We start from the raw sequence: 13045 nt of genomic DNA on the forward strand, positions 1-13045 counted from the left end.
AATAATTCAACCTGGTGATGTAGGGCATTGGCGCTGATCAGTAGAGCCAGGAGTCCCTTTCGGGGCCTTCACCTGCGATATGTAAAATGGCGCCGGGGCAATGCTGCACAAAGGTTTTGAAGGCCAGGATGAGATCACGCTGGCCTTTAACCGACACCAGTCTTCCTACATTAAGGAAACGGACGGGTTTTCCTGGAAATGTGCTGCGAGGCAGGAATGAAAACCGATTGCTATCCCTCCCCCTGTTAATGACCTCAATTTTTTTCTGGTGGGAGCCTTAACTGAATAGCATTTAACGTTTTTATGGCTTCTGAATTGGCAATAAATCCTTTACAATAAGAGGCGGTGATCCTGTTCAATAACCTGAAGAAGGATACGGCTATTTTGGCTTTGATGGACAAGGATTGGTTATAGGCCTTTCCATACAAGTCGCTTACAAAGGTGCCGATGACTGGCACGTTGCTTACATGGGCTACTACGCGGGCTACTAATTCGGAACGGGTGAGGCAGGCCACTATTAGATCGGGTTGTTCCTTGTGTACTATCCTTTTCAAGGCGCGATAAGCGGATATGAAACCATACTTCTGTTGGAGGCCAACGGAATGAACGGGCAGGCCGCTGTTGATAAATTGGGGTTTCAATGCCTCGCCTGCATAGAGGTGGCAAATAACAGGTTTTACTTTTTTTAAGCCGGGGGTGATATCCAACAGGCTTTGTTCGGCACCGCCCACCTGGAGGGTATCGATCACAAACAATACTTTGAGGGTTGGTAGTGGCTGAACAGGGGGCTTGCTCCAACCCGGCAGTTTGTTTTCAGGCAGGAAGGTTGTAGTTGAGGCCAATGGCTGAAAAGGGTTGGTTATCGGTTTGGATTTGTTCGTTGGTATTGGGTTCCTTTTTGTCGTTGTCGAAAATAATGGTGATGTTTTCACCTTTAAAGGACATGGTATACTCTCTGCGGCTGATGGCTCTGAAAAAGCAGCGGCGCATCCTGGTCTGAACCAATCGTGCACTTCGATCACAATAGCACCCACTTTAGAAAGCCATGAGTTATAGTTACCTGAGAAGAGTTCCTTTTCGGAACCTTCGATATCAATTTTCAACAGGTCGATCTTTAGGAGTTGGTATTTTTCAATGATGTCATTAATAGTTATTGAGCGGGTGACGGCCTTTTCATCTTCGCTTTCTTCTTTTACGAGGTAACTGTATTCACCTCCACCGGTATCGAAGATGCCTAAGGATTTATTGGAATGCCAGATGGCATTGTTGAGGCAATAGATATCCGGGAGGCCTGACAGGTTTTTGACCATGAGGTCGAAGTTCTTTTTCGGGCTCAACAGCAATGATCCTGGCGCTGGGGTATTTAACTTTGAAGTACAAAACAGAAAGGCCAATATTTGCGCCCAGGTCAACAATGGTTTCGACTTCTTCGGACTTCAATCCTTTGATGGTATACTGATCGAAGACGAGTACCTGGCGGAATACGCAAAAGTCGGTGGTGGCTTTTCTAAGGTGTACCTGGCGGCCCTTCCATTTTATTTTGTATTCTTCGGCTGCTGCAAAAATGGAAACGAAAATGAGTAAAGCCTTAATGAGCCCGAGCCTGTAAATAAACCGTAGTGTATTTACAACCTGCTTGTTAAATTTCTTTCCTTTCACTGTGTAGGTTTTTAAATTCTGAAAGATGATACCTGGTATTGCCGGTTCATGTTAGGTTTTATTATTTCACGGGTTTAAACCTCAGTGTTTGTGGGTCGAGTGTTTTTCCGCCTATGCCCCGCAAGCCATGCCATATGCCTACGAGTCTTAGTTTTATGCGCTGAAAGCGATCGGGCGCCCATATTGCGGCAGCGAGGATCAATTTTCCCTGCAGCCATGCATAACCCAGCAAATTGGTGAGGGAAAAATATTGTTTGATGATGAGCAGGTGGTTCCTGGATGAATAGTACCCTCTCCACAGGGTAGCCCTGGTAAACCTTCCCTGGCCGCCGAGGTAGAGGCGGTTATCGGTACCACTTTGTAATACGCCGATCTTGCATCCATGTTTTTCAGGCGCATGCAATATTCATGGTCATCGCACATCATGAAGAACTTTTCATCTACTACGCCGGCTTTTTGAATGGCGGCGGTTTTTATCAGGGCACCGTCGATCAGGGCATAGTCGGCAGGCTGCAACTTTTGTTGTGGATCGAGGGGGTGTTTTTTACCAAACCGGATGAGGGCGCCATGCAGGCCCAGGAGGTCGAAACTGGATCGGCTGATATGATCTACTAATTCTCTTAGGGCCTTTTTTTCATAAAATGTATCATCGTCGAGTATCCAGAAATAATCATAGGTACCAACTGTAAGTCCCACTTTCATAGCGTGTGCAATAGCACCGGCGCTGCCTGTATTGGTGGGGAGGCAGAGGCACTGCATAGGTGGTTGGTCTTTCAATGTTTCCAAGAACTGCCTGGTGCCATCGGTACTGTTGTTGTCGACAATCAAAATAGCAGCCGGCGTAAGGGTTTGGGCCAGGATATGGTCCAGGGCAGTTTTCAGTGTTTCGAGGCGGTTGTAGGTAACAATTACAACGCAAACATTTTGGGACATAAGGTATTATTTATTCCAGGTCATTTATTTAAGGTGACACGCAAAAAGCCAGGGGCTTTGAAATAGGCGTCACCAGCCAGAGGCTGGCGACTGAGGGAAATTTATCTGGGTCATTTAATTAATGGTTATTAAAATCCCGGACGCGTGTGAGCTGCGGTTAGCGGGCGCCCCATGCTGAACTATAGCAAAGCATATTTTACTACACGCATATAATTGACCCAGCGCAGGGGTTGTGGCGGATGGCTTTGAGTAAATACTTTACGGATTCATTGCGCTGGCGGAGTTTATAGCTGGAATAAGCAATGGTAGAATAGATATTGGCTATTTCGCGGCGGTCGTTCTCATAAATAAAACCATAGTGCTTTTTAATGAACTGGATGCCGCCTTCTCTTCTTCTTTTCCAATTGGTGCGAATACGCTCTCCTTCATGTACATTGATCTGAACCAGGTATTCATTCACCACGACGGCATTGAGGGATGAATTGCGTAACCAGGCCAATAACCGGTAACCCAGGTCGGTTTGGATATTGGATTTCAAAGTGGCATCATATCCCTGGATGGCATTAAATATAGTACGCCTGATAAAGAGGGATCCGCAGGTGAACTTGAGGTAAATGGTTTTACCAAAGAACCTGAAGGCGTTCATGCCTTCTTTGATCAAAGCGCCATTGGGGTATTTGCGAATGGCCGCTACGCAAAGAATGCCTGTATCCTCTTTGATATGTTCATATACGGTTTGCAACCAGTTGGGGTAGGCTTCGTCATCGCTATCGAGGAAGGTGATGAAATCGCCCCTGGCTTGCAAGGCACCGGTATTGAGGCTATCAGCCTGTCCGGAATTGTGTTTTTGATATACCGGATCCTTTTATCGGCCAGGTAGGGCTGCAGGACCTGTTGGGTATTGTCGGTGGAACCATCGTCAACAATGATGAGTTCCCAATCCTGGTAGGTTTGTTGTTGAATACTTTGGATGGTGGTTTGAACCAGTACTTCTCTGTTCCAAGTAGGTGTAATAATGGTGATCATGGCTAATTGGTGCTAAGTGAAAAGTATTTTCAGGCAGTTGGTTACCTGGCCTTTCTTCATAAAGTGTTTGATATACCTTAGTTTTCTCCGGTCTACTTCTTTTTTGATCTCATCGGTTTGTTCTTTACTGAAGTAGGGAGATCGCTGCATCAGTTTCCTGGTATGGATGGTTTGGCGGTATTGTTCTACCTGGCTTTTACCCGAGTAGGTGCCACCGGCATGGACTCTGTAATGAGCTCCTACAAAACCCAGGTCGGCTGCGCCGCCAAATCGGGAAAGCATTCCAAACAGGAAGGTATCGCCGCTTTTGACGGAGAAGATCTCTTCGGGAAAATGGTCGAGGCAATTCCTGAATACTACGGATAAGGTAGGGATGCTGATGTGCAGGATATCATGCCATTGGTAAAAGACAGGGGTGTTAAGGGGTTCCTGCTCCTGAATGATGTTATTGTGTTGGTCAACCTGTTTTACGCGGTGAAAGCACAATACGCAGGCGGGGTTCTGCTCCATGAAATCAACCTGTTTTTGCAGTTTCCCGGGATCGGTCCAATAATCATCTCCATCGCAAATAGCAATGTACCGGCCCTGGATCTTTGAGAAGCAATGTTCAAAATGGTTTCTGGCGGCACCTACATTGTGTTCATGGTAAATAGGCTTTATGATGCCTGGGTATTGTTGCTCAAAGTGCTTTATGATGGCGCGGGTATTGTCGGTGGAACAATCTTCGCCCACAACTATCTCGAAAGGGAAATTGGTTTGCTGCATCAGGATGCCTTCGAGGCATTGGGTGATGTAGTTTTCGTGGTTATAGGTAACAACACAAACTGAAATAAGCGGGGTATTCATCGACAAGCCAATAATCGGGGTTGAGAAGAGGATTGCCCCTACAGGGCAAATGGAATTTGTTGACGTTCGTTTCTACAAAGCTGGAGCCCCTAAAGGGGCATGAATATTTTTACAAAGCTATAGGTCCTGGCGGGGCATGCCCCCTTGACCGGCTCCATGGGACTCATCCAATCATTACACGGGTTCGGTAAGCAGGGAATAGGTTTGGGTAAGGGTGCCGGCTGATTGGAGAGGTGCTTCTTCAAAGTATTCTTCCTTTAAGAGGGACATCATCACCAGGTCTTCGAATACGCCCTGTTTGTACATGGACTTCCTCAATATGCCTTCGTGTACAAAACCTATTTTCTCATATAAATGAACGGCCCTGGTGTTGCGTACCAATACGGTGAGGTAAATGCGGTGCAGGTTCAGATCGTCAAAGGCGTGTTGCAACAGGATGCGGGAAGCGGTTTGACCAGCGCCCTTGTTCCAGTATTCTTTTTCGCCAATGGCAATTGAAAATTCGGCCGATTGGTTGATGGGATGGATGGCGGTTAACTGGGTGGTACCGATCATGCGGTTACTGGTAGTGTCCAGTATAGCAAAACGCCTGGCTTTGTCTCTGTTTTGCAGGTATTGTTCAAACCAGGCAGCATCCACATCGTTGGATATGTACAGGAAATTATTGCCCAGCAAGCTGATGATCTCCTGGTCGTTGCGCCACTTATTGATCAGTGGCAGGTCGTTGTGGCAAATTTCTCTTAATGTAAATGGCATAGGTAAATGATTGATTACCCTTGTCCGGGTTTATAAAATCTTTTACAGGGGCTGGTACCATTCGTTCAGATTAGCGGGTACTCTGGAATTGAATCCTATTACCTGGCATACGTCTTCGCTAAATTCACGGCTATCGTACCGGTGATACCCAATAAGGCGGGGATAATCCAGTTGTTGTTTCATGAAGGGCCTGGAAAAAGTAAGTGTGAGGGCCCTGCGCACTTTATCGGTGGTGTTTTTACCGGCAGCATGCCATAAAAGGGAGTCGAATAAGATAATATCACCGGCTTTACCAACGGCTCTGTCGGCCTGTTGGTAGAAATAGGTTTCATCGGGCCTTTCGTCTTTGTTATTGGAGCCGGTCAAAAACCAGGTAGCGCCATTGTCGAGGGTAAAATCATCGAGCATCACCAGCATATTGATCATCATGGGAATATTGTAAAAGGTGCGGATGTCGCGATGGATATTGCACACATAGGATGCTTTGTGGGGCAAATTGATGACGCCGCCAAATGAATTGAGGATATAGGGGCGTTGAAAAATGCTTTGATATAATCATGCAATTCCAGGCGACGGATAAAGTCCAAGAAAACGGGCTCTTGTCCTAATAGATGGTGTACGGTGCCGTCGGTGTTCACGTCAACTCCATTCTTAACCTGTACGTTTTTGCAAGTAGTGTAGGCGGCGGTCATGCCCTCGTTGAGGCCGGTTACAAAAGAGGGTTCCAGGTTTTGTTTAAAGTGGACCCAACCGCGCTCCCTGATATTGGCTAAGAACGCAGGAGTGCTCATTGGTTCTTGAATAGTAGTTAGCATATTATTTATTTGAATAGTTGGCGGTGATCACGATATCGGCAGGTTCGAGTAGTTTGTATTGATTCAGCATTTCATTGATGGTTTCGGGGCTATTGTACATCAGCACATCAATAATAGACAGGTGAGAGATAAAGTTGTTACCAGCCTGGTTGTAAGGCACGACTGTCATATTGTGGAAAAACAGGTTGATGCCATGATCTTTGAATTCCTTGCCGGTATACAATCCAATACCTCCAATGGGGTTAATATAGGTAGTGGCCTCCAGGCTTTGGCAAATGGCCAATACTTTTTGGTTTCCCCTGGTTTCGGAATCAACAGGTAGTGTGGAAGAGACGATCAGGGGTGTATTGATCTGCAAAAGGCCCACCATCATTTGCAGGGAATAAAATATAAATTCGAACAGGTTGTAGCTTTCAAAATTAAAGATGGCCTCCAGGCAAGGGAAGACGGCATTAAAATAGGGGGCCTTCCGGTAAGCTTGTTGGATCTTGGCCAGGATATGTTCTTTTTATTGTCAAAATCAATGGCAATAAACTTCTGGCTGATGGGCAGGAAATCGGAAGAGCTGGCCAATGGAATGGTAAACAGCGTATCCTTGCCGTTCAACAGAATTCTATTACGGTTAATCCAGCCTTTCTTGGTATATTTTATGTTATCGTATACAACGAAGGCATTTACGGCCTTTATCAGTTGAAAATATCCAAGGTAAGGAAGGAAATAGGGTTGCATGATGGCGATCTTATTGGCAGTGGGAACCTGGCCTGTCAATAGATCCTGCTCATCGGAGGGGACAAGCGACAAAACACGCATAATCTAGGTGATAATGATTTTAAAAGAGTTGAGGGGTTCGTATCTCTTTAAGAAATACTTAATGTAGAGGATCTTTCTTTTAATGATCTCTCGGCGGATCTCTCTTTTTTGTTCTTTGGCAAAGAGGGAAGATCGCTGCATTAGTTTCCGGGTTTCTATGGCCTGGACAAATTGTTCGACCATTTTTTTAGGGCTGAAGACGCCTCCGCTGTGTTTACGGTAGTGGGCGCCCAGGAATCCCAGGTCGGCGGCTTTACCATAACTGGCAAGGAGGCCGAATAAGAATGTGTCGCCACTTTTCGCATTGAACATTTCGGGTGGTATCCGGTCGAAGCATTTTCTGAATACGACGGATAAGGTAGGAATGCTGATATGAAAGATATCCTTCCGGTTGAATTTCTCAATGTTGGGAGAAGGGCGCTGCCCATTGAGTAACCTGTCGTTCTCATCTACGGTTTGCACGCGGTGAAAGCACATTACATAATCAGGGTTCTGTTCTAAAAAAATCGACCTGTTTTTGGAGTTTGTACTCATCGGTCCAATAATCATCGCCTTCACAGATGGCGATGTATTTACCGGTGAGTTTTGGGTAGCAAAACTCATATCCGTTGCGAGCGCCCCCTACATTGCGGGCATGGTATACGGGTTTGATGATACCCGGATACTGTGCTTCAAATTCGGCAACGACCTGCCTGGTTTTGTCGGTGGAACAGTCTTCACCTACAATCACATCGAAAGTGAAGTTGGTCTTTTGCATAACAACGCCTTCCAGGCATTGCCTGATGAACTTCTCATGGTTGTAGGTGATGATACATACTGAGATCAATGGTAAGCTCATTTGCGTATTTTTTGAAATTCACAGAACTGCGGCGACAGGGGATTGTTCATGGGAGTCATCAGAGTTGATCTATTTCATTACTGGCATTGCTCAAATGTTCCTGGTGTTCGTATCTGCTACGGGTAAAGATCATTTTCTCGAGCATCATTTCCTTGTTGGTATCATAATATTCGGATACCTTTTTAAAACCTACCAATTTGCCCAATACAATGGCGGCTGCATTTTTTGAGTTGATCTGTACATAGATAGTGTCGAGTATTAATTCATTAAATCCATAGTCAAAGATCAGGCAAATGGATTCATAGGCACGGCGTTTGCCCCAGTATTCCATTTCACCAATAAAAATGTGCATCTGGGCTTCGCCTTCCAGGATATCGGTGAGGAAAATATTGCCTATGTATTTGTTGTCCATCAGCAGGCAAATGGCAAATCTTCTTTCATTTTCCCGCCTCAGTACATCAAATAGCCAGGCTGTTTCCATTTCGGGCGTGATGTATTTATCGGGTCTTGCACCGGTAAATCGCCAGATACGGGGATTATTGCGCCATTGGTAAGAGATCAGGGCATCCTGTACTACCAGGGGTCTAATGTAAACGGATGGGTTCATTGGATGTGTTTTATCAGCTTAACGATTCTTTCCATGTGTTGCAGGTTATAGCGGTGATCTATGGGGAGTGGCAGTAAATGCTGTGTCAATAGTCTTTCGATCTCAAAGCCTGGTTGCTTTCTATCCAGTACATCTCTCCAATAGGTAGGGATGAAAATATCATTATCGGCGAGTAATTTCCTATTGGGAGGTTTCAGTAGAAAAATGGGATATACCATGGGCACGCAATCATCGCCAGGTTCGGGCGGAAACAAATGCTGTTCGGTAAAAATGGCATGCAGGTAATTGTAATTGGTATATCTTTTTTCAATCACCTCTTCATAGTTGATGTGAGAAAGGAGGTATTCGCTCAATTTGGACATGCCTGTAATTTCGGTATCGCACAGGACCTCATTTTCCAGGAAGGCACCATAACCTTCTTTTACATGGTTGTTGAACCGGTTGATGAGGTGTGATACCAGGTATTGTTCATTTCTTGCTACGGGTGGCATTTTTTGATATGCTGGGGGCATAGAGGAAGGACCCATCGGGTACGCCAAAATATTTGCGGCAAGAATTAAAGAACCAGGAGCGGCCATTGCCTTTCATGAAAAAGCCTGGGTACAATCTACGATCAATTTATCACCATATTTGGCTGAAAGCTGCTGGATGAACTGTCGCTTTACATCAAAATAATTAATGTACAGGAAGTATTCATGGTTGTGCAGTTGGGGTAATTCATCGGGTTCCAGGAGGTGGTTAATTTCATAAAACTGGTAACTGGTATGGGCTGCATCAAAAGCATCCAGGAGGCCATTGCAGGTATAAAAGGGAATATATACACGTGAAGGCCTAAGCAATTGTAAAATAAAGTGCAGGGATGCCCGGCCACTTTTGAATGCATAAGGGGTATTGTGGTAACTAAAGACTCCCTTTGGCAATTCCAATTCGTAATACCCCCTATCGGATTCATAATAAAGAATAATCGGTTAACATGTCTTTGATCTGGGCCGGATGGTTGAACATCATAATATCAATGATGGAAAGGCCCGGCATAAAACTGCCGCCGTTGTGTTGATCGTATTCCCTGAAGTGGGGTTTCACAAAGTGCAGTTCAATATTGCAATTGGAAAATTGTTCTTTTTCATATAGTACTTCCCCACCGGGCGGATTGTAATAGGCAGAAGCGCCCAGTTGCTCACATATACGGAGGGCCCAATCGCAGGTGGTTTGAATACCGGCATAGTTGAGTCCAAGCCTGGAAGATATTTCCAGTTTAAAAGGGATGCCGATATACTCGCAAACAGCCTGGAGGCAACGACCATTGAGGAGGGTAATATTTGTTTCACCGGATGAGAGGCAATGGCGTAATAGTTGTTTCACGGGTTCAAAATAAGGGGCTTTTTCCGGTAGTACTCCATTTGATGGAGGATGGTGTTTCGCCAGGCTGTTCCTTCTACGGCTTTGATGTGTTTGATGGACTCGCGGCTTTTATGTGCGACCACGGGTATAATGACATATTGAAATCCATCGCCATTTTTCAATATCCTGTTCCTGTTGATCCACCCATGGCGGATGTATTGGACATCATCACACAAAATAAACCTGTCTACGGCCTGAATAAGCTGGAATTGCCCAATGTAAGGAAAGAAATAGGGCTGCATGATCGCTATCTTCATGATTTAATAGTTCTGTGCCCGATACAATATCCTGATTACAAAATTTACCTCTTCAGTTGATAGTTTATGATGCATTGGCAAACACATGACCCTTTTTGAAACGCAAAGGCTGATGGGACAATCGTATTTGTCAACGAAGTTTAGGGTGTGCAGGGACGGAAAGAAATAGCGCCTGGGGTATATGAGGTTGGCATTGAGGTATAACTCGATCTTTTGATGTGTTCTTCTGATGGCAACAGGATGGGTAAATAGGAATAGTTGTACACGGTATTCTTCTGGATGAGTTGCCATTCTTTATCGAGTCGTTCCAGGTTCTCTACATAATATAAATACAGTTCTTTTCTTTTGGCCAGAATCTCATCGGCATATTTGAGGTTGGCCAGGCCCATGGCTGCATGGAATTCGGAATTCTTGGCATTGATGCCAACGCAGGCAAAGTTTTCGGGGCCATCGAAACCAAAGTTCCGCATATAGGCCATTTTTTAAGGAGGGCTGGGTCTTGTGTAAATACGGCGCCTCCTTCGATGGTATGGAATATTTTGGTAGCATGAAAGCTGGTGGTGCTGATATGGCCATAAGAAAATACAGAACGTCCCTGGTATTTGGTACCAAAGCAGTGGGCAGCGTCATAGATCACTTTCAGGTTGTGGATTTTGGCAATTTCATCAATGGCCTGGATATCGCAGGGATTACCAAATACATGGGTGGCCAGGATAGCGGATGTTTGGGGAGTAATGGCTTCTTCGATCTTGGTGGCGTCGATGTTGAGGGTGGCCGGGTTGATGTCAACAAACACTGGTTTACAGTTTTCCCACATGGCGCTGCTGGTGGTGGCGATGAATGAAAAGGGTGTGGTAATGATCTCGCCCTTAAGTTCAAGCGCCCGAATGGCCAATTGTAATGCAATGGTGCCATTGGATACAAACAGGAGGTGGGGCACATCGAGATAGGATTTTAATTTCAATTCAAACTCATTGACCAGGGGGCCATTGTTGGTCAACCATTGGCGTTGCCAGATATCCCTGATAAAGGATTCATATTCTTCAACGGGTGGCAGAAAGGGCTTGGTTACAGGAATCATAATGGTAGGTATTAGAATGCCTGGAGGGACACTAATTTTTTAAACCGGGATGATTTATAGATCATTTCATCGAATGAACCTGAGGCGGACACCTTACCCTGCTCGATCAAATAAATGGTATCGGCCCTTTGATGGTGCTTAGGCGATGGGCGATGAGGACCATGGTAAAGTTGCCGTATAATTTTTCAATATTTTCCTGGATGATGCGCTCTGTTTCTGAATCGAGGGCGGAGGTGGCTTCATCAAAGATGAGGATGGCGGTATTCTTGTATAATTCACGGGCAATGGAGATGCGCTGCTTTTGTCCGCCGGATATTAAGAGGCCATTATCGCCCAGCCGGGAATGTTCTTTTCCGGGCTGTGCCTGTACAAATTCTTTGAGGGAGGCCATTTCCACTACTTCTTCAAAACGTTTGATATTATCGGGTGAAGGATCGGCCCAGAAAGTGATGTTGTTGAAAATAGAATCGTTGAAGATCACTGATTCCTGGGATATATAGCCGATGCGGTCGCGGTAGGTGTCCAGGTCAATTTGCCGGAGGGGCACTTCGTCAATCAGCAATTCCCCACTGGCAGGCAGGAAGAGGCCGGCGATCATATTGGCAATGGTTGTTTTTCCCGCACCGCTTTCGCCCACGAGGGCGACGGTGTTCTTTTTGGGATTACAATATTGATACCATTTAGCACAGTTTTATTGTCATAACAAAACACTACATCGCGCAAGGTGATCTGTTGTTCGATGGTGATAAAGGGATGTTTCCCTTTTCTTCGCGCAGGGTACTCATCTCTTCCAGCATACGGGCCACAGCGTCCATACCGCCAATGTTCTCAATAAACCCCTGCCAATGGTTTTGTACGGTTACCAGGAAACTCAATGCGCGGTAAAAAGCAATAGGCTCAGGATGATGGTGCTAAGGCTGGCGCCCATCCAATTCAACTGAAGCAGGATGACCAGGGTTACAACCACAATGATCATGGGTTCTTTTACGCTGGTAGTAATGGCGTTCATATTGCCAATCTTTCTATTGAGGTGCTCGGCATCATTGATCACGTGTTTGAGCTTGCGGGCATAGCGACTGAAGGTATTGGTCGATTTCAGGTATTTGAAGTATAAAGTTGTTTGGGTTAGGAAGCCATTAAAATCGCTTCCCTTTTTAGACAGTTCAACGGAGGCTTTTTGGTGGCCTTATATATCTTCCGGTAGATGAGGTTGGACAAAGCCGCGCCAATACCTACCAATATGGCAAACTGGTAATTGGCCAGGAAGGCCAGGACCATATAAGTACTTAACATGACGAATGCCTGTGCAGCATCGAAGTAATACTTCATGGTTTGGAACAGGCGCTGCACTTCAACAGTGAGGGTATTCTGTATTTTACCGGCATCCAGTTTAGAAAAGGCGGTATAGGACAGGGCCTGCAAATTGTTGACGAGGCTAAAGCGTATCTTCTTAATGAATAGCTGTCTTAATTTGGCATAGTAGCTCAATTGGGCGAAGCGTACCAATCCTTTCAGGACAAAAAGTAAAACCAGGGCCGCTAAAATGGTGGTTACGGTAAGGTCCAGTCCGAGCCAGCGGATGAAATCGGTAAAGAAATGAAGGTGGCCGAGGGAATGTTCCCCGCCCGCTGTTCCCTTTTCTGATACTGCCTGTAAGAGGGGAATGAACATGGCCAACCCAATGCCATCGAGGCAACTGATCAATACGCTAAGGCCCAGGAATAACAATAACCGGTTACCAACGATCTGGTAGTAGAAATTAAAATAGCCCCAGAAGTTGTTCTTGTATTTTAGTTGCACAAGTTGGGTTATAGGTTAAGTCCGGAAGCCGGGAAGTCAGAAAGTCCGGAAGAAAAACATTTTATATTCCTTCGACAGGTTCAGGGTGACAGCCGCCAACCTGTGGATAAAGGGGTGAACGCCCTTTGAGCAATATTTATTAAAAGCTGACGTAAAAAAGGAGCATCCGGAAGCAGTTCATAAGTTCTTTGCGTTTCAGGAATATTTTCAGGTAAA

General features: G+C 45.4%; 18 protein-coding genes and 3 pseudogenes. All 21 read right to left on the reverse strand.

Going from position 1 to position 13045, the window contains the following annotated elements:
• Window positions 1-37: 37 nt before the first annotated feature.
• A complete protein-coding gene (locus RS881_RS60885) occupies window positions 38-157 on the reverse strand; it encodes a hypothetical protein (RefSeq protein ID WP_350340023.1) in 120 nt (39 codons plus the stop codon).
• Window positions 158-254: 97 nt separating this feature from the next.
• The gene (locus RS881_RS46435) at window positions 255-1310 is read right to left on the reverse strand and encodes an FkbM family methyltransferase (protein WP_315817027.1); all 1056 of its coding nucleotides are present in this window, start codon (window positions 1308-1310) and stop codon (window positions 255-257) included.
• On the reverse strand, window positions 1243-1659 hold the full coding sequence (locus RS881_RS46440; protein WP_315817028.1) for a class I SAM-dependent methyltransferase: 417 nt from the start codon (window positions 1657-1659) through the stop codon (window positions 1243-1245). Before RS881_RS46440 ends, RS881_RS46435 begins: the two co-directional genes overlap by 68 nt.
• Before the next feature lie 198 nt (window positions 1660-1857).
• A complete protein-coding gene (locus tag RS881_RS46445; protein WP_315817029.1) occupies window positions 1858-2592 on the reverse strand; it encodes a glycosyltransferase in 735 nt (244 codons plus the stop codon).
• A 199-nt stretch (window positions 2593-2791) separates the two neighbouring features.
• Window positions 2792-3618: pseudogene (locus tag RS881_RS46450) on the reverse strand (glycosyltransferase family 2 protein).
• Between the two features lie 12 nt (window positions 3619-3630).
• The gene (locus RS881_RS46460) at window positions 3631-4464 is read right to left on the reverse strand and encodes a glycosyltransferase family 2 protein (RefSeq protein ID WP_315817032.1); all 834 of its coding nucleotides are present in this window, start codon (window positions 4462-4464) and stop codon (window positions 3631-3633) included.
• Window positions 4465-4638: 174 nt separating this feature from the next.
• Window positions 4639-5220, reverse strand: coding sequence for a GNAT family N-acetyltransferase (locus RS881_RS46465; RefSeq protein ID WP_315817033.1), 582 nt, complete (start codon window positions 5218-5220; stop codon window positions 4639-4641).
• Window positions 5221-5262: 42 nt separating this feature from the next.
• Window positions 5263-5694 (reverse strand): phytanoyl-CoA dioxygenase family protein, encoded by a 432-nt coding sequence (locus RS881_RS46470; protein ID WP_315817034.1) that lies wholly within the window; start codon window positions 5692-5694, stop codon window positions 5263-5265.
• Between the two features lie 342 nt (window positions 5695-6036).
• On the reverse strand, window positions 6037-6522 hold the full coding sequence (locus RS881_RS46475; RefSeq protein ID WP_315824826.1) for a WbqC family protein: 486 nt from the start codon (window positions 6520-6522) through the stop codon (window positions 6037-6039).
• A complete protein-coding gene (locus RS881_RS46480) occupies window positions 6405-6845 on the reverse strand; it encodes a WbqC family protein (RefSeq protein WP_315817035.1) in 441 nt (146 codons plus the stop codon). Before RS881_RS46480 ends, RS881_RS46475 begins: the two co-directional genes overlap by 118 nt.
• Window positions 6846-6848: 3 nt before the next feature.
• Window positions 6849-7322, reverse strand: coding sequence for a hypothetical protein (locus RS881_RS46485; RefSeq protein WP_315817036.1), 474 nt, complete (start codon window positions 7320-7322; stop codon window positions 6849-6851).
• Window positions 7323-7329: 7 nt separating this feature from the next.
• Window positions 7330-7671: a glycosyltransferase family 2 protein gene (locus RS881_RS46490; RefSeq protein ID WP_315817037.1), complete on the reverse strand. Its 342-nt coding sequence runs from the start codon at window positions 7669-7671 to the stop codon at window positions 7330-7332.
• A 70-nt stretch (window positions 7672-7741) separates the two neighbouring features.
• Window positions 7742-8290 (reverse strand): GNAT family N-acetyltransferase, encoded by a 549-nt coding sequence (locus RS881_RS46495; protein WP_315817038.1) that lies wholly within the window; start codon window positions 8288-8290, stop codon window positions 7742-7744.
• Window positions 8287-8781: a hypothetical protein gene (locus RS881_RS46500; protein WP_315817039.1), complete on the reverse strand. Its 495-nt coding sequence runs from the start codon at window positions 8779-8781 to the stop codon at window positions 8287-8289. The genes RS881_RS46495 and RS881_RS46500 overlap by 4 nt, the downstream gene beginning before the upstream one ends.
• Before the next feature lie 93 nt (window positions 8782-8874).
• Window positions 8875-9210: a hypothetical protein gene (locus tag RS881_RS46505; protein ID WP_315817040.1), complete on the reverse strand. Its 336-nt coding sequence runs from the start codon at window positions 9208-9210 to the stop codon at window positions 8875-8877.
• 28 nt (window positions 9211-9238) lie between these two features.
• Window positions 9239-9948 (reverse strand): annotated as a pseudogene (locus RS881_RS60890) (WbqC family protein).
• Between the two features lie 3 nt (window positions 9949-9951).
• Window positions 9952-11029 (reverse strand): annotated as a pseudogene (locus tag RS881_RS46520) (DegT/DnrJ/EryC1/StrS family aminotransferase).
• A 106-nt stretch (window positions 11030-11135) separates the two neighbouring features.
• Entirely contained in the window at window positions 11136-11666 is a 531-nt protein-coding gene (locus tag RS881_RS46525; protein WP_315817043.1) for an ATP-binding cassette domain-containing protein, read from the reverse strand.
• A gap of 73 nt (window positions 11667-11739) precedes the next feature.
• Entirely contained in the window at window positions 11740-11904 is a 165-nt protein-coding gene (locus RS881_RS46530) for a hypothetical protein (RefSeq protein ID WP_315817044.1), read from the reverse strand.
• Window positions 11901-12080: a hypothetical protein gene (locus RS881_RS46535; protein ID WP_315817045.1), complete on the reverse strand. Its 180-nt coding sequence runs from the start codon at window positions 12078-12080 to the stop codon at window positions 11901-11903. Before RS881_RS46535 ends, RS881_RS46530 begins: the two co-directional genes overlap by 4 nt.
• A gap of 74 nt (window positions 12081-12154) precedes the next feature.
• Window positions 12155-12829 (reverse strand): ABC transporter transmembrane domain-containing protein, encoded by a 675-nt coding sequence (locus RS881_RS46540; protein ID WP_315817046.1) that lies wholly within the window; start codon window positions 12827-12829, stop codon window positions 12155-12157.
• Between the last annotated feature and the right edge of the window lie 216 nt (window positions 12830-13045).

Origin of the sequence: Paraflavitalea speifideaquila (genome assembly GCF_032395985.1) — a bacterium.
Lineage (GTDB): Bacteria > Bacteroidota > Bacteroidia > Chitinophagales > Chitinophagaceae > Paraflavitalea > Paraflavitalea speifideaquila.

Bases quoted from the DNA above. Each gene is read 5' to 3' on its own strand.
- RS881_RS46460 (WP_315817032.1), bottom strand. From the start codon at position 4,464: ATGAATACCCCGCTTATTTCAGTTTGTGTTGTTACCTATAACCACGAA.
- RS881_RS46465 (WP_315817033.1), bottom strand. From the start codon at position 5,220: ATGCCATTTACATTAAGAGAAATTTGCCACAACGACCTGCCACTGATC.
- RS881_RS46445 (WP_315817029.1), bottom strand. From the start codon at position 2,592: ATGTCCCAAAATGTTTGCGTTGTAATTGTTACCTACAACCGCCTCGAA.
- RS881_RS46495 (WP_315817038.1), bottom strand. From the start codon at position 8,290: ATGAACCCATCCGTTTACATTAGACCCCTGGTAGTACAGGATGCCCTG.
- RS881_RS46500 (WP_315817039.1), bottom strand. From the start codon at position 8,781: ATGCCACCCGTAGCAAGAAATGAACAATACCTGGTATCACACCTCATC.
- RS881_RS46485 (WP_315817036.1), bottom strand. From the start codon at position 7,322: ATGTGCTTTCACCGCGTGCAAACCGTAGATGAGAACGACAGGTTACTC.
- RS881_RS46435 (WP_315817027.1), bottom strand. From the start codon at position 1,310: ATGGTCAAAAACCTGTCAGGCCTCCCGGATATCTATTGCCTCAACAAT.
- RS881_RS46480 (WP_315817035.1), bottom strand. From the start codon at position 6,845: ATGCGTGTTTTGTCGCTTGTCCCCTCCGATGAGCAGGATCTATTGACA.